General features: G+C 46.2%; 16 protein-coding genes. 8 read left to right on the top strand and 8 right to left on the bottom strand.

Annotation, left to right across the window (positions count from 1 at the left end; translation table 11 throughout):
* Positions 1-47 precede the first annotated feature (47 nt).
* Positions 48-1,292, bottom strand: a complete 1,245-nt coding sequence (locus J4N43_RS22990) for an NADH:ubiquinone reductase (Na(+)-transporting) subunit B (RefSeq protein WP_053349382.1) — start codon at positions 1,290-1,292, stop codon at positions 48-50.
* A 159-nt stretch (positions 1,293-1,451) separates the two neighbouring features.
* Between J4N43_RS22990 and J4N43_RS22995 the strand changes: the two genes are divergently transcribed.
* The 3 genes from J4N43_RS22995 (at position 1,452) to J4N43_RS23005 (ending at position 4,416) form a co-directional block, all read left to right on the top strand.
* Positions 1,452-2,840, top strand: a complete 1,389-nt coding sequence (locus J4N43_RS22995) for a cytochrome ubiquinol oxidase subunit I (protein ID WP_053349383.1) — start codon at positions 1,452-1,454, stop codon at positions 2,838-2,840.
* A 10-nt stretch (positions 2,841-2,850) separates the two neighbouring features.
* Positions 2,851-3,849: a cytochrome d ubiquinol oxidase subunit II gene (gene cydB, locus J4N43_RS23000; RefSeq protein ID WP_053349384.1), complete on the top strand. Its 999-nt coding sequence runs from the start codon at positions 2,851-2,853 to the stop codon at positions 3,847-3,849.
* Between the two features lie 174 nt (positions 3,850-4,023).
* Positions 4,024-4,416: a hypothetical protein gene (locus tag J4N43_RS23005; RefSeq protein WP_053349385.1), complete on the top strand. Its 393-nt coding sequence runs from the start codon at positions 4,024-4,026 to the stop codon at positions 4,414-4,416.
* Between the two features lie 46 nt (positions 4,417-4,462).
* Here the strand turns inward: J4N43_RS23005 and J4N43_RS23010 are convergent, their stop codons facing one another.
* From J4N43_RS23010 to J4N43_RS23030, 5 genes are all read right to left on the bottom strand, one after another.
* A complete protein-coding gene (locus J4N43_RS23010) occupies positions 4,463-4,945 on the bottom strand; it encodes a hypothetical protein (RefSeq protein WP_033906248.1) in 483 nt (160 codons plus the stop codon).
* Entirely contained in the window at positions 4,942-5,259 is a 318-nt protein-coding gene (locus J4N43_RS23015; RefSeq protein ID WP_053349386.1) for a GrpB family protein, read from the bottom strand. The genes J4N43_RS23010 and J4N43_RS23015 overlap by 4 nt, the downstream gene beginning before the upstream one ends.
* A 144-nt stretch (positions 5,260-5,403) precedes the next feature.
* Complete coding sequence (lhgD, locus tag J4N43_RS23020; RefSeq protein WP_053349387.1) at positions 5,404-6,636, bottom strand: L-2-hydroxyglutarate dehydrogenase; 1,233 nt, start codon at positions 6,634-6,636, stop codon at positions 5,404-5,406.
* An 8-nt stretch (positions 6,637-6,644) separates the two neighbouring features.
* Entirely contained in the window at positions 6,645-8,768 is a 2,124-nt protein-coding gene (locus J4N43_RS23025) for a TRAP transporter permease (RefSeq protein WP_158159450.1), read from the bottom strand.
* 88 nt (positions 8,769-8,856) lie between these two features.
* Entirely contained in the window at positions 8,857-9,867 is a 1,011-nt protein-coding gene (locus tag J4N43_RS23030; protein WP_017635521.1) for a TAXI family TRAP transporter solute-binding subunit, read from the bottom strand.
* A gap of 836 nt (positions 9,868-10,703) precedes the next feature.
* Between J4N43_RS23030 and brnQ the strand changes: the two genes are divergently transcribed.
* A complete protein-coding gene (gene brnQ, locus J4N43_RS23035) occupies positions 10,704-12,014 on the top strand; it encodes a branched-chain amino acid transport system II carrier protein (RefSeq protein WP_005374201.1) in 1,311 nt (436 codons plus the stop codon).
* A 103-nt stretch (positions 12,015-12,117) separates the two neighbouring features.
* Complete coding sequence (locus J4N43_RS23040; RefSeq protein WP_005374203.1) at positions 12,118-13,326, top strand: GGDEF domain-containing protein; 1,209 nt, start codon at positions 12,118-12,120, stop codon at positions 13,324-13,326.
* Between the two features lie 43 nt (positions 13,327-13,369).
* Here the strand turns inward: J4N43_RS23040 and J4N43_RS23045 are convergent, their stop codons facing one another.
* The gene (locus tag J4N43_RS23045) at positions 13,370-14,719 is read right to left on the bottom strand and encodes a sigma-54-dependent transcriptional regulator (RefSeq protein ID WP_053349389.1); all 1,350 of its coding nucleotides are present in this window, start codon (positions 14,717-14,719) and stop codon (positions 13,370-13,372) included.
* Between the two features lie 178 nt (positions 14,720-14,897).
* Here J4N43_RS23045 and J4N43_RS23050 point away from each other — a divergent pair, with 178 nt between their 5' ends.
* The gene (locus J4N43_RS23050) at positions 14,898-16,958 is read left to right on the top strand and encodes a sensor histidine kinase (protein WP_053349390.1); all 2,061 of its coding nucleotides are present in this window, start codon (positions 14,898-14,900) and stop codon (positions 16,956-16,958) included.
* 147 nt (positions 16,959-17,105) lie between these two features.
* Positions 17,106-18,497, top strand: a complete 1,392-nt coding sequence (locus tag J4N43_RS23055) for a glycoside hydrolase family 1 protein (protein WP_053349391.1) — start codon at positions 17,106-17,108, stop codon at positions 18,495-18,497.
* A gap of 99 nt (positions 18,498-18,596) precedes the next feature.
* Here the strand turns inward: J4N43_RS23055 and J4N43_RS23060 are convergent, their stop codons facing one another.
* On the bottom strand, positions 18,597-20,633 hold the full coding sequence (locus J4N43_RS23060; RefSeq protein ID WP_053349392.1) for a PhoX family protein: 2,037 nt from the start codon (positions 20,631-20,633) through the stop codon (positions 18,597-18,599).
* Between the two features lie 266 nt (positions 20,634-20,899).
* Between J4N43_RS23060 and J4N43_RS23065 the strand changes: the two genes are divergently transcribed.
* Positions 20,900-21,238: a YggL 50S ribosome-binding family protein gene (locus tag J4N43_RS23065; protein ID WP_005374208.1), complete on the top strand. Its 339-nt coding sequence runs from the start codon at positions 20,900-20,902 to the stop codon at positions 21,236-21,238.
* Positions 21,239-21,638: the final 400 nt, after the last annotated feature.

Here is a 21,638-nt window from a genome sequence, read left to right on the forward strand (position 1 = left end):
CAATATAGTGCAGTTTTCAATCAATTTTCAGTGAGGTCACCCTCATTTTAAGAAGGTCTCGCCCTTTTCATTCTGCGTTTGATATTACTTTCTTTGACTAGGTAATCGAAAAGTGGCGCGAATAAGTTAGCAAATAGAATCGCTAACATGATGCCTTCTGGATAAGCCGGGTTCAGCACTCGGATAAAAATCGTCATCACGCCGATTAATACTCCGTATGCCCATTTCCCGTTATTGGTAAAAGCAGCCGAGACAGGGTCTGTCGCCATAAAGAAGGTACCAAACGCAACCCCACCAATCACGAAGTGCCAGTAGAACGGCATGGAGAACATGGGGTTAGAGTCTGAACCGATCGCATTCAATAGTAATGAAGCTCCGATTAAACCGACCAACACGCCCGCAACAATTCTCCACGATGCAATCTTCATAAAGATGAGAACCAAGCCTGTTAGTGCGATCAACAACGTGGAGACTTCACCCATCGAGCCTGGTAAATTACCAACAAAAGCATCTCCCCATGAAATTGTTTGTCCTGTCATATTATTTATCAAAGCACTTTGCCCGCCTTCATACCATTGACTAAGTGGAGTAGCGCCAGAGTAACCATCAGCCGCGACCCACACAGCACCACCGGACATGTTGGCAGGATAGGCAAAGTATAAGAACGCTCGCCCTGCTAAAGCTGGATTTAGGAAGTTTCGTCCAGTACCACCGAAAATCTCCTTCGCCACAACAATACCGAAAGTGATACCTAAAGCCGCTTGCCATAGTGGAATTGTCGGGGGAAGGATCAGCGCAAAGAGTATAGAGCTGACAAAAAAACCTTCATTTACCTCATGCTTTCGCACAATAGCAAACAGAACTTCCCAGAAACCACCAACGATAAACACCGTCGCATAAACCGGGAGAAAGTAAGTAGCACCAAGCCACATTTTACTTCCCCACCCCGCTTGTGAAACCGCATCTAACGAGCCCCATACCCAACTCAGTTGCCATGAAGAAACAAGCGCTTGCTGAGCTGAGGCTTGATCCATTCCATACAACAAGGCATCACTCGCTTGCTGGCCTATGTTGTACATGCCCCAGAACATGGCAGGGAAGACCGCCAGCCACACCATGATCATAATACGTTTTAAATCGATGCTATCTCGAACGTGAGTCATGCCCTGGTTTACCTTACCAGGCGTGTAAAAAATGGTTTCGACAGCTTCGAAAAGTGGGTAGAACTTGTGATACTTCCCACCTGGACCAAACTTAGGTGTCGCTTTCTCGAAGTAATGTTTAAGGCTCATAACGCTCCTCCTTTATCTAAAAGATGGTACGCACATGTGTAAAAAGCGATCGTTTTTTAATCTCTTCGTCTTCCTTCTTCGTATTTCACCTTGTTCGCCACTCTTCTGTCTCCTCTTTAAATCCGGCGAACTGTTTATCCAACGAAAAAGGGACCGCTCATGGACACACTCGCCATTGACCTAGCTAGATTCCAATTTGCCTTTACTGTCTCTTTCCACATTATTTTTCCAGCTTTTACGATTGGTTTGGCAAGTTATCTCGCTGTATTAGAGGGCTTGTACTTAAAAACGGGCAACAAACAGTACATGCAAATCTATAAGTACTGGCTCAAAATCTTTGCCATCAGTTTTGGTATGGGTGTGGTGAGTGGCATCGTGTTGAGCTATCAATTCGGTACTAACTGGAGCGTGTTTGCCGACAAAACAGGCCCAATCCTAGGCCCGCTAATGGGTTATGAAGTTTTTACTGCGTTTTTCCTCGAAGCTGGGTTTTTAGGCGTGATGCTTTTCGGTATGGATAAGGTAGGTAAGAAGCTTCACTTCGCCGCGACTTGTATTGTTGCATTCGGGACGTTTTTGTCTGCGTTTTGGATACTTTCGGTTAATAGTTGGATGCAAACACCAGCGGGCTATAGTATCAACGAAGCCGGACAGTTTGTCCCAGAAGACTGGTGGGCGATTGTCTTCAACCCTTCTTTTCCTTACCGGCTCGTTCATATGTTGCTCGCCGCTTACCTTACTACTGCCTTTGTTGTAGCTGGCGTTGCCGCTTATCACTTACTAAAAGCAAACCATAACCCTCTAGCCAGAATTATGTTCTCGATGGCAATGTGGATGGCTGCCATCGTGACACCAATTCAAATCGTTGCTGGAGACATGCATGGATTAAACACCCTTGAACATCAACCCGCCAAAGTCGCCGCGATGGAAGGGCACTATGAGTCTCACCAAGGCGCGCCATTGATCCTCTTCGGTATCCCTAACGATGAAGAAAAACGCATGGAATACGCACTGGAAATCCCCAAGCTCGGTAGTTTGATTTTAACTCATGACCTCAACGGTGAAGTGAAGGGATTAGATGCTTTTCCAGAGGAGGAACACCCTCCTGTATCTATCGTTTTCTGGTCTTTCCGAGTAATGGTCGCGCTTGGTTTTGGCATGCTTGTTATTGGTTTGTGGAGCCTTTGGCTAAGAACACGTCGCAAACTTTTTGATTCAAGGGCACTTCAACGTATTTGTGTCCTGTTTGCCCCAGCGGGGTTCATTGCAGTTTTAGCAGGCTGGATAACTACCGAAGTCGGTCGACAGCCTTACACCGTATACGGTCTTTTAACCACAGCCAATTCGGCATCGCCTATTGATGCCGCCGCGGTGAGCGTCTCCCTGACGGCGTTCATCGTGGTTTACTTTGTGGTTTTTGGAGCTGGCTTCTTCTATCTCCTACGCTTGATGCGTAAGTCTCCAACTCGATATGAAGAAGGTCTAGATAGCCGACTTCCTGATGGCACGAAAACCGATGCCATCACACATTCTAACCATCTAACCTAGGAGCTAACTCATGGATTACGCATTAATTTGGTACGCTTTGATTGGGCTCGCCGTTCTGATTTATGTCGTGTTAGATGGCTTTGATCTCGGTATTGGTATCCTATTTCTCAGCGCTAATGACGATGAAGAGCGCGACATGATGATGAACAGCATCGCTCCTGTTTGGGATGGGAATGAAACTTGGCTAGTTCTTGGCGGTGGTGGGCTTTTTGCCGTGTTCCCCCTCGCCTACGCGGTCATTATGCCAGCACTCTATGCTCCCCTGATTTTAATGCTGCTCGGGTTAATTCTGCGCGGGGTTTCTTTTGAGTATCGCTTCCGAACACAACGCGGAAAGTTTTTATGGGATAGCGCTTTTTTCATTGGTTCACTCACCGCGGCATTGATGCAAGGCATTATGCTCGGAACCCTGCTCCAAGGTATAGAGGTTAGTGAACGAGCATACGCAGGTGGATGGTTTGATTGGCTTTCACCATTTAGCGTATTTTGTGGCCTGGCGCTTGTTTGTGCTTATATTCTGCTCGGTTCATGCTGGTTATTAATCAAGCTTCCAGAAGAGCTGATGGGGCGCTATTACGTGGTCGCGCGACGATGGGGACTAGCGATGGTAGCCTGTATATTCATCGCCAGTTTGTGGCTGCCATTGAGCCAAAATATCGTATTTGAACGTTGGTTCTCATTACCAAACTCGCTACTGTTTTTCATTTTACCAATTATTGCTGCGGCACTTATTTGGCAGCTATTCAAAGCATTGCTCGACCACAAAGCCGTCCGAGCCTACGTTCTTGCGATCGGCCTGTTTCTTGTGTCCGCGATGGGTTTCGGTGTCAGTACATTCCCTTACTTGGTCCCATTCGCACTCACTTATCAAGACGTCGCCGCGCCAGACAAAAGTTTGGCATTTTTACTTGCCGGTGCGATGGTATTACTTCCTCTGATCATAGCCTACACGGCTTATTCGTACTGGGTTTTCCGCGGCAAGATGAAACGTGGAGAAGGATATCACTGATGAAACTAAAACCCATTTTGTGGTTCATTGGCATTTGGCTGGTAAGCGTGGTCGCCTTGTTTATCATCAGTTCGTTGATACGAACTGCGATATTGTAGGCCCAGAGTCTACTGCACCACATCTGAAGCCATTGAGGTCTATACTCAAACAAGAGTAAAACAACGGAGTGTTTTTATGACCTTAAAGCGGTTTCTGGTAACTTTGATTCCTTTGACGGTTCCACTGTTTTCACCAAATGCATTGGCCGTAGACAAGCAGATGTCATCCGCCATGAAAAGTAAAATGCGGTCTATTTGCTCCGCAACAGACGAGCAGGGCCATTGGCAACTTGCTGAAGCAACTCCTGACGCCAGACGCTCACTCAACATGGTGCTTTATCAAATGAATGCCGATGATAAATTGAAAGCAATTCATGAGGTGAGAACGAAAATGGTCGGCGGCACCCATTATGCGTTTGAGTTCGAGTTGCAAGATGGTCAAGTCTGGAATGCAATTGTATTGCACAGTGCCCGAGGCGATTACATGATCGAAAGACACGCAAAGAAAGGCGAACTCTGCCCTAAATAGCAATAGACACTACGACTCTACAGCCGACACAATAAAGTCGACTGATTCAGTCGCCTTTATTGTTGGTATGTTTAGGTATCGCTTCAAAAGCTTGGGAAAAGTAATAGCTTTCAACCTGAGGCCTAACTAAATCACAAGCTAACCCAAGGTCATCATTTTTTGTGAAAGGTAAATGTTCTGATAGAACCTCTTTTGACTTTTTATCAACCGTTTTAAAAGATTCAATAATTCTTAGAGGAACGTGAAACTGATGATCTCTCACGAGAAAGAAATAGTATTGGAGATGCTCGCCATATGTCGCAGCGTTATTAATCTCGCTACCAATTTTCACAGCTTCAACACGACTGCCTTCACAATCAAATTTAAACACATTGGTAATTTCTGCTTCCATAGAGCCTGGTACATAAACGATATAGCCAGCACTGAGCTCATGACCAATTAATACATAGCTCTCGTCGCGCTCATGCAGTTGATACGCAAAAGAATGAAATGCACTACAAAGTAAAATGAATCCAAGCCGTTTCTTCATTTTGTCTTCAACTCATCTATGACTTTACGTACGAAGTTTGCCTTAGCATCCGTATATTTTTCGATGGTAATTTCAGCTTGTTCCATCAAAGAAAGTTTTAGAGAAACATGAGGAAAGTGCGCAATACCTAGTACCATATCGATAATAGGTTTGGCAGGCATATCCAAAATGGCAGTACTGCCAATATGCTCGATTTGAGTTGACATCATCTCCGTCACTAACGCCAGTTCAGATCGGCTGCGTGCAAAATCCTGTCGACATGCAGGATCATGCTTAACAACACCTACGTTGTAATGGGCTAAACCTAATTTCATCCATCCCTCTCCTAATAAATCCAAATATCATAAGAAGGAAATTATCCAATCACCAAAGTAAAAGCCAAACTTCCGGCACACCCGACACTAATTACTCAACAAATAGAGTCATCTCTGGTGTACTTTTGGTTTGGCTTTCTACTGTTAAACCGTCTCGGTTTTCGCCTCTATCTTCTCATTCACCTTATCGCAAATGTACTCCCCAATCGGCATTGCAGATGTCGCTGCTGGAGAGGGGGCGTTGCAAACGTGCAGGCTTCTTGCGCTCTCTGCAAACAAAAAGTCATGAACCAAGGTTCCGTCGGATAACACCGCTTGCGCGCGAATACCCGCAGGATATGGTTTGAGGTCTTCGACCTTGATGCTTGGGCAGTACTTATTGACCAGTTTGAGATAGCCCGGCTTCCACCACGAGTTCTTGAACTCATCCAATCCGGTTTTTAGATGCTTTTGTGTTACCTTCCAGAAACCGGAGAAGCTCAGCATTTGCATGGTATCTTGCAAGCTGAAGTTAACCTTGTCGTACCCTTCTCGCTTCCAGCCTTGCACCGCATTTGGACCTACGGTCACACTGCCATCAATCATGCGAGTCAGGTGGACGCCCAAGAATGGCAAATCAGGGTCGGGAATTGGATAAATAAGATGATTCACCACTCGGTCGTGTTTGCTATCTAAGCGGTAGTATTCACCACGATAAGGGATGATCTGAAAGTCAGTTGGAATACCCATCATCTTAGTCATGCGATCCGCCATCAAGCCGCTGCAAGTAACCAAGAACTTGGTATTAAGTTGCATGGTTTGCCCGTCTGAAATGCAGGTCAGTTGAACTTCTTCATCCTTCTCTTCGGCAGCCACCACTTTGGTTCGCAGACTGATTTGGCCGCCAAGCTTTTTGAACTCTTCCGCCATCTGCTCAGTGACCAAACGATAGTCCACAATACTGGTGGTTTTGACATAAATCGCGCCCAATCCCGTGATGTTTGGTTCAGCCAGTTTAAGTTGGACTTCATCGAGTAGCTTTACGTCGATGCCGTTGACATGGCAGCGCTCATAGAGGGCATTCATGCGCTCGACTTCTTGCTCATTGGTCGCAACCAGTAACTTGCCACAGTTCTCCACCGGAATATCGTGCTCGGCGCAGAAAGAAATGGTTCGCTCTACCCCGCGCTTACAAAAGTCCGCCTTTAAGCTGCCCGGCGCGTAGTACACCCCGGCATGAATCACGCCGCTATTGTGTCCGGTTTGATGCTGGGCAAAACCGGACTCTTTCTCAACCAATAAAATGGATTTGTCTGGATGACGTTGCTGTAGTTGCCATGCTGTCGACACACCAACGATACCGCCACCAACAATGATGTAGTCATAGACTGATTTCATACGACCTCTTATAAAACCGATAGTTGAGATTGTTGCAATTTGAACTTGCGACCACTGTAAATGAACACCGCGACAAATACCGCGCAGCTTGCCACACGAACCAACATTGGGATGTCGTGCCAAACCAGCAAAGTACCTACCACTACCAACAAGAGACGCGTCAGAATGTTTAGAGGACCTTCCAAGTAGCCTTCAATCGCACCAATCAATGCATAGGTACCGATGATGGCAAAGAAGCCCACGGTAATTACCGACGTCACATCCCAACTGACTAAGCCTGTGTAAGCAATCAACAGCGGGACAAGATACAAACCTTTGGCGATTTTCCACGCCATCAAACCGGTGCGCATTGGCGGTGTTTTTGCGATGGTTGCCGCAGCAAAGGCGGTCAAACACACTGGGGGTGTAACGTTACTGTCTTGCGATAACCAGAAGATGATGAGGTGAGCAGCCAGCAATGCCAAACCTACCGCTTCCATACCCAAACTTTGCTCTAGTAGGGTTTCCATAAAGTCCGCAGGCACTAGCGCCACCATTTCTTTCGCGGTTTCCAACGCCATTGGTGCATTAAGCAGTTCCAGCTTTTCTGGCGCCGCCAACATGAAGATCGCTTTTGCTTGTTCAGGCAATTGACCTGACACCATCAATTCAAGCAGTTGGTTTTCCGCAATCAACTTGTAAAGCGCAGGGGCAGACAGTGTGCCCAATACAATATACGCCGCTGTCACGGGTAAACCCATCCCCAAAACAAGAGAAGCAAGCGCAATCAGAACGATCATGATGAACAAGTCGCCATTCGCCCAACCGTCGATCATCAATGAGAACGTGTTGCCGATGCCCGTGGTGCTGATCACGTTGATCACCAAACCAATACCCACCAGCAATATGGCGGTTGTCGCCATATTTTTCGCACCTTGTGATAGCGCTTCGATGATCGCTTTTGGTCCCATCTTATGATCTTTCGAGAACCAAGAAGCCACCACCACAGAAATGATCGACAAGCCCGCAGCGTAAGTTGGCGTAAAGCCTTGAACCAACAAAGTAACCAACACCGCCAGCGGGATAAGATTGTGCCAACCGCTGATCAACACTTTCAGTAGAGACTCATCGCTGGTCGTGATTTTTTGCACGCCGCTGCGTTTGGCTTCGATACGCACAAAGAACGCCACAGACAAGAAATAGATAAGAGCAGGAATGAAAGAAACGGCAATAATATCAACATAAGGAATTTGCGTGTAAGACGCCATGATGAAAGCACCCGCGCCCATCACTGGTGGCATCAACTGACCACCTGTCGACGCCGCAGCTTCAACCCCCGCCGCAAAGCGTGAAGGGAAACCTGCTTTTTGCATCAAAGGAATACTGATAACACCGGTGGAAACCGTATTTGCCACACTTGAGCCAGATACTGAGCCCATCAATCCCGAGCCAATCACTGCTATAAAACCGGGACCACCAATGATTTTGCCAGCCGCAGCACGTGCCACATTGATGATGTAATCACCGACACCAGAGCGAACAAGAAACGCACCGAACAGAATGAACATGAATACGAAAGTCCAACTGATGCGTGAGATAGAGCCAAACATGCCCTCAGAAGAATAGAAGCTGCGGTAGAGCAAGGTTTCCATGCTCAAACCCGGGAAGTGGAAAATACCTGTCGCCCACTTACCCCAAAGCACAACGTAGCTTAAACACACCACAATCAACACTGGAATAAACCAGCCCATGGTGCGTCGAATCAGTTCGATAACAATCAAAATTGCCATGATGGCGAAGACCCAATCGCTGGTCACGAACTTCACACCGCGTTCATATAGCGCATCTTCGGCATAGGGAATGTAGAGCAAACACGCGACCGCGCCCATGGCAATCAACACATCGATGCCGAGTGCAATCTTACTCTGCTTGAGAGAGATATGAGCCGGATACCAAAGCGCACAAATCACCGCAAAGCCAGCAAAGTGGGTCGCGGAAATCCATAACTCTGGTAACGTCGATAAGGTATTAAACCAAATGTGCAAAGCAGACAACACCACGCCAAACACTGTGATTGTGGTGGTTACCCACGGAAAATCAGTGCGCGTGGGCAGCTCAAACTTCTGCAATTCCTTTTCTATTGAGTCGCTCATCTCATACTCCAAGCTCTGGCGGCTTTTTCCATCTTAGAAATCGGTAGGGATAAAATGCCCCGAGCCGAAACTCGGGGCGAAGTTGGCGTTATTTCGCCATTAGGTCTGATGGGATTTCGATGCCCATTTCTTTGTAGTAACGCACCGCACCTGGGTGAAGAGGCACTGGCAAGCCAGCGATCGCTTTCTCAATCGCCATTGCTTTTGTTGCTTTGTGGATGCCTTGTAGGAAAGGCAGGTTCTCGTAGATCGCTTTGGTTAGCTGGTAAACGTCTTCTTCCGAGATATCTTCACGAACTGCCAAGAAGTTAGGCTGTGCAATGGTGGTGATCGGCTTATCTAGACCCGGGTACGTGTTCGCTGGGATCTCGTACTTCGTCCATAGGTTGTAATTGCCGTTCGCCTCTTTGATTTGTTCGTCAGTAAACGAAAGAATCGAAATGTCTTTACCCAACGCAGCAAAAGCTTGAGTGACCGCACCAACAGGTACACCCGCAGGCGTGTTCATGCCGTCAATGGTGCCGTTTTGAAGTGCGCTCGCACTGCCGCCGTAACCCATGTAAGCAAGATTGAATTTATCAGGGTCGACCTTCAGACCTTTCATGATTTGGCGACCAGAGTTCTCAGTTCCTGAGTTCTTCTTACCGATAGAGAACTTCTTGCCATCTAGGTTGTTCAGATCAGTCACTGTGCCCGTTTTTGCTAGGTCAGAGCGAACAATAAAGTGCTCAACGTTTTGCCAAAGCATAGAGACTGAGCGCAGTTGTTCTTGGCGACCGCTCTTCTCATAAGGACCTTCACCAGACCAAGCCCACGCACCGTAAAGACCTTGTAGAATCGCGAACTGTGCTTCGTTTTCATTCAGCAGTTTAACGTTTTCACCAGAGCCCGCAGAGCTGATTGCAGAAAGGGAGAAGTGGTGCTTTGGTGCCAACTTCACTTTGCTTAACGTCGCCAACGCTACGCCCACAGGGTAGTAAGTACCACCTGTCGATGCCGTTGCAAGAATATAGCTACGATCTTCTGCCGCAGCGTTAGCAGCAATACCAAAAGAAGTCACAGCGACAGCCAAAGCTTTTACCAGCTTATTCATTTTCATTATTACTCTCCGTGTAGTCGTTTCACGATTGGGGATTTACATCATGTTAAACCTTTATTAACAACACATTCCCTAGAGCAATTGAAATGCCAACTTTTAACCCTTTGTATTTATTGAACTAAGAGCTGAAAGACATCAAAAATGAGCAAAATCATGCTGATTTGATAGCAAAGTAATGAGCAAGATCTTGCTCATTGAAGAGGAGAAGGTTGCACGCCTAGATCGCAAAAGGTTAATAAAATGTGATCAAGACAAAATAAATGCACGATTCACTAATAAGCAATATTTTGCCGATGCAATTTTGGATTGAATTGCAACTAATGAGAGTCTTAACAATAAGAAGAAAAAGCGCATCATTCTAAACTGCTCAATTTATCAGCTGAGGTTTATAGCCTAAACGACTACAAATAGCACAAAAATACAGCAAAACAAGCCATGTTACAAAAATGAAAAGTCATTTATTCTAATTTTTAATTTAAAAAGCAGCTCGATCCACCAGTTCAGAAATAAACATTGACCGTATCAACTTATTTTCTACTTCGGGGTTGTGCCAATGGCCCTATGTTCGTTAGTGTAACAACACGCCAAGGCAAACGTATTCCTTGGTATTTTTTCGTCTTTAAGGATCACCCATGTCAGCAACTGCGCAATTACAATTCGCTTTAAAACGCCCATCTGGCGTTGCTGCTGCGATCCTCCTGCTCTCTCTGAAACTGATTCAGAGCTGACAGGCTATATCTAAACTTTCTGTCAGCTTGAGAAGAAGCTGACGGGAACACCACATACTCCTCCCATTCCTTTCAGTTTCTTCCAAGCGAAACATAAGAGGAATAACAATGTTAAGCGCACGCAATATCGCCGCTTTGGGCTTCATGACTTTCGCCATGTACTTAGGCGCGGGTAACCTGATCTTCCCTCCATTTTTGGGTTACCAAGCAGGTGAAAACTTTCTGAGCGGGATGTCTGGCTTCCTCTTGACGGGTGTAGGTCTGCCTGCGATGGCACTGGTGATGGTGGCTATCGTAAACGGTTCAGACAAATTAACCGCTGCCCTACCTAAACCTTTGGCGACCAGTTTTTGGGTGATGGTGTTTATCGTGATTGGCCCTGCGTTCGTGATCCCACGTGCAATTACCGTGGCTTACCAATTTAGCTTTGCGCCAATGTTTGGTGATGCAGCTTTGGTGCCTTTCACTATTGCCTTCTGTGCTATCACCATTCTATTTGCCCTATATCCGGGTAAATTGGTCGACAACCTAGGCAAGATCTTAACGCCTGCCTTGATGGCAATCTTGATCATCATGTCTGTGACGGCTTTGGTTTCTCCTGCAGGTGAGCTAACTGCCGCAACGGGACCATACCTATCTGGTGCATTTGCTGAAGGCTTAACCCAAGGTTACATGACCATGGATGCATTAGGTTCTATCGGTTTTGGTTGGATTATCTTCCGCGCGATTCGCAGCATGGGTGTGGATTGCCCGAAAGCCACCGCAAAATACACGCTAATCGCAGCTTTGATGTACGCGGTTGCCATGGCGTTTGTTTACATCTCATTGGCTTACATTGGCTCGACAAGCTCATACTTGGGTTCTGAGTTCAGCAATGGTGGCGACATTTTAACGGCATTCACCTTCAGCCACTTCGGCGCGTTTGGTTCACTACTACTAGGTGCCGTGATGGTATTGGCGTGTTTGACTACTGCTATCGGCGTAACCACCGCAGGCAGTGAGTTCTACGACAACACTTTCAGCAAAGTGAACTACAAAGGCTGCGTTATCACGACCATGGTATTGGCTGGTTTGATCGCCAACGTAGGTCTAGAGCAACTATTGGCTATCACATTGCCAGCGGTTGTGGCGCTTCACCCAGTCGCGATTGCGTTGATGATCATGGCACCAGTGCGCAACAAGATGTCGCAAATCATGGTGGTAGCAACCGCATTCACTGCTCTAACGTTTGGTTGTGTTGATGCGCTGCACATCCTAGGTTACATGCCAAGTTCCACTGATGAGTGGATGGGTAATTACATGCCTCTGTACAATGACTTTGCTAGCTGGATTGTGCCTAGCGTATTTATGATGATTGTTGGTCTGCTGTTTACGACGAAAACCAACCAAACCGAACAATTCGAGCTGGTGAATGAATAGCCGTTTAACATAAGACATCGCTCAATAAGTGCGTTACTATGTAGCTCGCTTATTGATATCAGGCAAAGGAGTTGCCTGAATGAAAGATTGATATGGGTCGCCTATGGATAATCAGTATCTAGACATCAGAACACTGAACTTTATCGTTATTCTGTTCTCTTGCATTTACTCTATTAGTCTGCTTTGTTATCAATACACTCAGGGTAGAGTCAAAGGCTTAAAAACCTTCTCGATATCACTACTGTTTATTGGTTTAGGCCCTTTTTTACTTGGCTTTAGAGGCTCTGCGCCAGACTGGCTGACCATCGTCATAGCCAACACTCTCATATTAGTCGGCTTCTTGCTTACGCTATATAGCGTAAGCATTTTTCGTCAATACCCTTTAAAATTGGCTCACTGTCTTACCTTGTTAACACCTGTTTTCAGTGGTTCATTTTACTATTTCACCTTCCATGACCCTTCTATCAAAAGCCGCATTATTTATCTGAGCATGTATATTTGTATCGTCACCTTCTTTAGTGGTGTCGCCATGCTTAAAGGTACCCAAAAGGACTTAAAGCTCCCTGTTAAAGCAATGGCTTACTCTTTCTTTGGATTTAGTTTTTTTATGGGATTTAGGGCGCTTTGGAGTACTTTTTCAGGTGAGTTACCAAGCTTTATGGTCGCAGGCCTTATCCATCAGCTGACGTTCTTATTTAGCATCTGCCTGATCGTTGCTTTGAGCTTTAGTATGCTGTGGTTAATTAACGGACGCTTGGTGCAATCCATTAATGATCTCTCTCATTTAGATGCACTCACAGGGCTATATAATCGTCGAGCCATGGAAGAAATCGTTCCAAACTTGGTTAGTAAAGCACATAAAAAAAGCCAAGCAATCAGCATTATTATGACTGATGTCGACAAGTTCAAAGCGATTAATGATCACTATGGTCACACGGTTGGCGACTCCGTCATGGCAACGATCTCCACTATTTTTAAAAAGCATCTTCCTGAGTCCGCCTGCATTGTGCGATTTGGTGGTGACGAGTTCATGATTGTTTTGCTCGAAAAAGCACAGCAAGCCAAAATTGTCGCAGAGCAAATTCGCCTTGCGGTCGAAACTGAAACCGCTTTGCAATCATTTAAAACTGAAGTGACCATGAGCTTTGGTATCAGTCAGTTATCTGAGGGGCAATCACTTCAAGAGGCGCTTGCTGAAGCAGACGAAGCGCTATATAGCTCTAAACATACTGGAAGGAACCTCGTTACCTTGTTTGGAGAAGGTAAAGACCTAAATTATAAGTTTGTCCCAGCTCCAGCCAAAAGCGCATAACGTGTTTGTTATGCCAGTAATTTCGAATTAGCTAGAAATCGCACTAAGTATAGTCGGAGCGATTCAAACCAAACTTCTGCATCTTTTGGTTAAGGGTTCGACGTGGTAAATCCAACTCCTGCATCACCTCATTGATGCGTCCATGATGCCTGACTAAAGAATCATGTAGCACCTTACGTTCAAAGTTATGTAGCTGAATCGCCAACGGCACGCCCGCATGCGTCTCTTCGGTTGTTGAGGATGGTCGACTGGAGAGAATTTCCATCACAGAGACGGTTTCATCCAATGCAAAACGCATCGCTACATTCCTAAGCTCACGTACGTTACCGGGCCAAGAGTAAGCAAGAATGGCCTTTCTATCGGCTTCACTCAGCAGACGACTCTCAGGATTACTTTTCAGAGCAAAGTGTTCGAACAAGATCAACGCATCTTCTTCTCGCTCACGTAGCGGTGGCAAATAGATCTGCGCCACATTAAGACGATAGTACAAATCCTGACGAAACTCGTCATGATCATTGAGATCTTCTTTCGCGGCGGCGATCACTCTCAAATCAACTGAGATCTGTTGGTTGCCCCCAACGCGCTCTACCGTATGTTCCTGTAATGAACGCAACACTTTCACCTGCATGGACAGCGGCATACTCTCGATTTCATCAAAGAATAAAGTGCCTTTATCCGCGTATTCCAACTTACCAATGCGCTTTTTACCCGCTCCGGTAAATGCCCCTGCTTCATGCCCAAACAGCTCACTTTCAAACAGGTTCTCAGGAATAGCGCCACAGTTGATTGGCACAAAATGATAGGATCTGCGTTGGCTTTCATTATGCAAACTGGTCGCCACCAGCTCTTTACCACAACCTGTTTCGCCGTAAATGATCACGTTAGTATCAATGCGTGCTAACTTGGCTACTTGTTCTCTAAGCTGTTGCATCACTCGGCTTCGCCCAATCAACACCTCTTCTAAGCCGCTAACGCTAGATAGGTACTCTTGGCGATCTTGAGTAGACGTTTGTGCGCGATAGCTCTCGACCGCTTCGGTTACTCGTTGGGATAAACGCTCAGGTTGGAAAGGTTTCTCAATAAAATCGAACGCACCGTTTTGTAACGCCCCTACTGCCATATCGACGTCACCATGTCCGGTGATCAAGATAACTGGCGTTGGGACGTGATTGGCAATCAGGCTTTCTAGTATCGACAAACCATCGGTGTCTGGCAGGCGAACGTCACTGACAATCGCATCAAATTCTTGGCTCAGAATGGCCGCTTTGCCCTCTTCGCCTAAACTGAATGAGGTCACATCGAACCCCGCCAGTTGCAGCCATTGGCTGGTAGCCTGACGAACAATGTCATCGTCTTCGATAAGTGCAATTTTAGGGATGTCGTCAAAAGCCATGAGTTACTGCCTGCTTTATGGGGTGGGAAAGAAATCGATCTTTATTAACGGTAGCAAAAACCACTGAGGAGAAAAGGAGCTAGATCTCACTTCTTGCTTACAAGTCTTTAACATCCAACCAGTTAGGCGCACTCTTTAATGACTGTTGGTGAGAACGCACTAGCTGAATGGAGTCGGTATGCAGCGCAAAAGGAATGGCAAAACATGGCTTGTGGTCGCAATTGCGGCAGTGCTGATGTTGTCTTGCTATAGCGCCAGCAGAGAGGTTGCCCGTCAGTGGTTGAGTGTACAAACTCAAACCGAAGCTCAACAAAAACTACTCGACTATATTGGTGAAGTTCGCCGTGCACTCAAACGCTTCTACCACTTACCTTACCTCGTAACCAATAACCCAGAAACCATCGCGTTTGTGAAAGGGAATCTGACTTATTACGAGCCATTGCAAACCCAACTGACTCAGCTAGATAAAGCCGCCAATACGGAAGGTTGGCTAATCCTGTCTAACTCTGGCGAAGTATTGGTCTCGAGTTTAATCGAAGAGCGCTTTAGCCTGTCTGACCGAAAAGCCATTGTGGAACAAATTCACAACCAAGGCGGCGGTGTTTCCTTGGTGAACAAAACCAAAGGTTCGAGCCCATTGTATTATCTTGCAGCCCCTATCTACGATGGTCTGGATATCGCTGGCATTGTGGTGGTGCAAATCAACCTTAGCTTGTTGACCGAACAGACCATTACTAGCCAAGACATCATCACGTTGCAGAATCGTCAACAACGCTTTTTCCTATCGAGTAGCGCGCTTTATAACGCTGACTGGTTTAACGAACCGAGCAACACCGTTCAGTTAGAAACGCAACGCTTATACGACAACACCAATATCAGTGTGTGGACGCTCAACCAGCAACGCTATTTTGCGCACACCGTTAAATTGGATGATTTGAATTGGTACGTAAGCTACCTCACCCCTTCTAAGCCGATTCAACAAACCATCAACGTGATTGGTTGGAGCGTCGCTGTGTTGCTCTTATTGGTTGTATTACTCGTCATCATTGGTCTACAACGTCGCCAAAAGCACATCAACCAACAACGAATTCAAGCCCTGTTGGAAGAGTCCCAATGCCGCTTGAAACAGATGATCAATAAGACCCACGTTGGTTTGCTATTGATTGATGAACAAGGGCAACTGTTCGATCTCAACCCAATGGCAAAGCGCTTGTTCTGTTTGCCAGAAAGCGTCAATCGACATGCTTTTGCTTGGGAGTTATTCGATGCAGGCAATCCCAATTCCACCACACTCAAGTTGCTTAAGGATTTACCTAAACATAAAGAGCTCGCAGAGATCAGCACGGTCGAAACCATTGCCAGACGCAGTGACGGTAGCGTCTTCCCTGTCTTGTTCTCACTGACCAGTTTCCCTTGGCATGGCGAGCAGTATTTCCTTGCGACGATCATCGACATCAGCAAGCGGAAAAAAGCCGAGCAATCACTGCAACAGGTCAACCAAGAACTGGCGCAGCGAGTAGAAGAGCGTACTCAAGCGCTAAAAGAAGCGCAAAGCCAGTTAATTGAATCGAGCAAAATGGCCGCCTTAGGTCGCATGTCGAGCGCGATTACTCATGAGCTCAATCAGCCACTGACAGGCTTGCGTACCCTGCTCACCACGAACGAACTGTTGGCGGAACGCGGCGAAACAGAGATGATGAAAGCCAACAATGTTTTGGTGCAGAAGCTGATTGATCGTATGGCAAGCATGACCAGTCAGCTAAAGACGTTCGCCTATAACAAACCAGAAAGCCTACAAGCAATTTCTCTTACTTCCGCACTCGAAGAAACCCTACGCGTTTATCAAACCCAACTAGACAAAGTGGATGTGCGTGTTCGAGTTCCTCATGACTTACCTAACATCTTGGGTGAAGAACAACGACTGCTTCAGGTGCTCGGTAATCTTGTCTCGAATGCGCTAGACGCAATGAGCAACGCCACCAACCCGCAGCTCAGCTTGATCGTCAACCCAACCGGCAATCAGGTCGAACTGATCGTCAGTGATAATGGCTGCGGCGTGTCGAATGAGATGCTTGAATCCATGTTCGAACCCTTCCAAACCTCAAAGAAAATTGGTGAAGGATTGGGGCTGGGTTTAGCGATTACGGCCAACAATATGCGTGATATGAACGGGCAAATTACCGTGCATAAGAATGAACAAAGTGGGCTGACTTTCACTTTGTTGTTCAAATCAGCCTAGGTTGATATTGATTACAAAATCATCATTAGAACTAGGCATCCCCGTTGTTTGAGAAAAACACGATCTCGATACAAGAATCCCTCCTTGACCTACACTATTCTCAAGCAAATAAAACGAATAACTTCCGAACGATAAAGAGTGAGAAACATGATTAAGTTTCCTAAACATTTTCTTTGGGGCGGTGCCATTGCTGCAAACCAAGTAGAAGGGTCGTACAACCTTGGGGGTAAAGGGTTATCGACATCAGACATGCTGCCAAACGGTATTTTGAGTCCGCATCAAACCCGTGAAGAACGTACGCCGGGTATAAAAGACGTGGCGATCGACTTCTACAATCGCTACCCAGAAGACATCGCGCTGTTCAAAGAGATGGGCTTTAACTGTCTGCGCCTATCTTTAGCTTGGAGCCGCATCTTCCCGAACGGGGACGAGTTAGAACCGAACGAAGAAGGTTTGGCGTTCTACGATAAAATTTTTGACGAACTTACCGAGCACAACATCCAACCTTTCGTGACCTTATCTCACTACGAAATGCCTTACGCACTGGTTGAAAATTACGGCGGTTGGGGCGATCGTCGCGTCATCGAATTCTTCGAACGTTATGCTCGCACCGTGCTGGAGCGCTACAAAGACAAAGTGAAGCTGTGGTTAACGTTCAACGAAATCAACATGTCTCTACACGCACCATTTACTGGTGTTGGTTTGCAAGAAGACGCCAATGAACAAGAGATTTACCAAGCGATTCACCACCAGCTAGTCGCAAACGCAAAAGCGGTAAAACTGTGTCAGCAAATCGTATCAAACGGCAAAATTGGTAACATGCTGCTTGGCGCAATCAACTACCCATACACCTGTAACCCTGATGACGTGCTTGCTGCAATGCATGAAAACAACAAGTGGTTGTTCTTCGGTGATGTACAAACGCGTGGTCAGTACCCAGGCTACATGAAGCGTTACTTCCGTGAAAACGGTATCGAAATTCAGATGGAAGCAGGCGACTTAGAAGAAATTGCATCGGCAAGTGTCGATTTCATCTCATTCAGCTACTACGCAAGTGGCTGTGCAAGTGCGGATCCGAAACAGAAAGAAGTGGGTAACATTGTCGATAGCGTACCAAACCCATACCTTGAAAAGAGCCAGTGGGGTTGGTTGATCGATCCAAAAGGCCTGCGCATTCTGCTTAACTTCCTTCACGATCGCTACCAAAAACCACTGTTTGTCGTAGAAAACGGCTTAGGTGCACGTGATGAAATCGATGAAAACGGTGAGATTCAAGATGATTACCGCATCGCTTACTTGAACGACCATCTTGTTCAAGCACACGAAGCGATTCTGGATGGCGTTGAGCTGATGGGCTTTACCAGCTGGGGGCCAATCGATTTGGTCGCAAACTCAACCGCTGAGATGAGCAAACGTTACGGCTTTATCTATGTCGATCGTCATGATGATGGGCAAGGAACGCTAGAACGTAAACGCAAGAAAAGCTTTTTCTGGTATCAAGACGTGATTCGTACTTCAGGCGGTTCATTGAAAAGCTAAGCCTGTTGTCTAGGTATAAAGTGCAACTAGGCATTCGCCTAAACCATCAAGCCCTGCAATTGCAGGGCTTGAATTTTAAGGTGTTTATTCATTTAGAGATTAAACTGCAATCTCTCCACCGTCTTCACGTCGAATAACCACTGTCGCCGCTCGTGGGCGCACAGAAACACCAGCAGGCGTTTCTTCGGCTGCATCTTCACTGTATGGCCAGTTGCCTGGGTGCTGAATATTCACAAACAATGATTTGTAATCAGGGCTGATGGTAAAGCCTGTTACTTCACAACCATTTGGTCCGACAAAGAAGCGTTTCAATTCAGCTTGATTATCCGCACCAATCACAGCTTGATCACCATTCTCATCTGTTAGCTTAGATGGAACAACAGCCAACATTTGATCATTGGTGTAAGACGTGACTTCATCTGCGCCGTTATCAGTCTGAATCCACAAAATACCACGGCCATCAAACGCTAATCCGTCTGGGCTCGCAAACTGGTTTAGCTCATTCAAGCCAGAACGGTTGGTATCTGCATCACCATTTGCTGGCGAACCGAAGACAAAGATATCCCAAGTAAAGTCAGTTGCTGCAGCACCTTCATCCCAACGAATAACATGACCAAACTTATTATTCAAACGTGGATTCGCAGGATTGGTTTCATCTGTACGGCGCGTATTGTTCGTCAATGTTAAATATACTGAACCCGTGAATGGATCAACCGTACACCACTCTGGTCGATCCATTGGTGTTGCCCCAACTAAATCCGCCGCACCCGCAGTATTGATGATAATTTCAGCCAGTGAATCAAAGTGATCCGCTAACGTACCACCAGCGGTTGTTACGCTATCAAGCGTTAATGGTAACCAAGTACCTGTGCTGTCTTCATTGAAGCGCGCCACATACAGTGTGCCTTCGTCCATGTACTTGTCACCCATCGCCAAGCGGTTATCAGGGTTAGCATCTGCTGGATCCCACGCTGCCGCAGATTCAAATTTGTATAGGTATTCAAAGCGAGAATCGTGGCCAGAATAAAATACCACTGGTTTGCCTTCTTCAAGCTTACCGAAAGTACAGCCCTCGTGACGGAAACGACCTAGCGCAGTACGTTTCTTCGCACGTGAGTTTTGCGTGTAAGGGTCAATCTCGACAATGTAACCGTGACCATTGGCTTCATTACGGTAATCATCCATCGCACTTGCTCCTGTTGGAGCCACATTAAAGCGAGAGAACTCATCAAGACGCTCTTCTGAATTTCCTGCTAATGTCTCCCACAAGTAGCGTGTGCTTTGGTCATCAACACCAATGCGATCTTGCTCTTCTGTACGAGTCCCGGCGTTAACAAAGTAACCAGGCCAGTTCTCTTCACACGTTAAGTAAGTGCCCCACGGCGTGTAGCCGTTGCCACAGTTGTTTAACGTACCACGCGCTTGGCTGCCATCTGGTGAGAAACGAGTGACAGTTAAAGATGTGTGGGCTACCGGGCCAGACAAATCCATGACTGTCGCACCAGTATAACGACGGTTTAGTGGGTCGGTATCAACCAACTTCCACATGTTGTCTTCCAGTTGAATGCGAACCACTGATACACCGTGCGCGTTAATCTCTTTGCGCACTTCATCTACAATGGTACGTACGCCATTTTCAACCGTCGGACCGTTTGGATGCAGTGCTGATGTGTCGATGTACTCGTGGTTAATACATAGCAAGCCATCTGTAGTGCTATCGTTCAATGGGAAAAAATGCATGCCGTCATGGTGCATGCCTAGCGCATTTAACTGATCGGTACTGGTGTTGGTACCATCATTTTGCCATGCGCTGCCTTGTGCATTAAGTGGTGTTCCCCAAGGTACTAGTACTTGTGCGGTGTAGCCTTGTGGAATTGAAACTGCGTCAGTGAGTGAGCCAGGGATAGATTCAAAGTTAAGAACGGCTTTAGATGCGCCCGAACCACTGCTTACTGTACTCCCTGAGTCAGACGAGTTACAACCAGCCAATCCGAAAGCACCAAACGCTGTCATCGCACTGATACCTAAACCACCTTTCAGAATGCTGCGTCGAGATAGGCTCGCTTCTAATACATCTTCAAATGGTTTGTTTTCACTTTGGTTATAACGCGTCGCGTCAAAGGTTTCCTTGCTCATTTTTACTTTCCCGATCTTATAGTTTAATTAATAAATAAGTGATTAGTTGAACGGCAAGAAGTTTGGATAAGAAAAATGACAAAAGTGCTTAAAACATATGAAACTTGTGTTTCAACAATACTGCAAACCAACCAGCACAGCTAACGAAGCAATTAAATTCTGGTCACATAATCACCAACTGTATCGCTTCATTCTGATTTTACTTGGGCTAAAGTGTGATAGAAGGTATAAGGTGTACGAAATCAAATCATCTACGAGAGATAATCATGAAATTAGACAAGATCGATAACAAGAGCCGTCGTATCCGTAAAAAGCTGTTCTTAGGTGAGTTCGCAATCCTAGGTTTCGAGATCAGCTGTGAAACAGACATTAACGACTTCGACCGTTACGATGCATTCGTTGATGACTTTATCGACTACATTGACGAGCTTGGTCTTTGCTTCGGTGGCGGTGGTCTAGAACTGTTTGAAGGCTTCCTATGTTCTACTGACCGTTACGGCAGTGCGACTGAAGAACAGAAAGCGCAAGTTATCAAATGGTTAGAAGCACGCCCAGAAGTGAAAAGCGCGCAAGCGGGCGAACTAGTTGACGCCAACTACCTGTAACTAAAGGGCAACCTGTAATACGCAGAGCTCAGTAAATGGTAGAGAAAGCTGGTCTTAAGACTGGCTTTTTTATTTTTGGAAGAATGCGATATTAAAAATAGGGTGCTTGGGAAGTTGCGCGGAGTGATTGTGGCGTTTTTGAGCTGGCAATCAACGGGAAACTGCGTTCCACAGCCAGCTCGTGCCTTTAGGTATAATTAACTATGATTTTTTAGCTGGGGCGTCTTTCGTGTCTTTCCAGTATTGAATACGCACACGATGTAGCTGAGCTCTTCTAGTCTTTTTCATAGTAAAGTCCCTCATCTTATATAAGTAACGCTCCTCATGGAGCTTATTGTCTAAGGTCGTATCCCCTTCAATCTATAAGGGAATCAATCATTTAACCGTGACCAATTTCACA

Source organism: Vibrio sp. SCSIO 43009 (assembly GCF_023716525.1).
Lineage (GTDB): Bacteria > Pseudomonadota > Gammaproteobacteria > Enterobacterales > Vibrionaceae > Vibrio > Vibrio alginolyticus.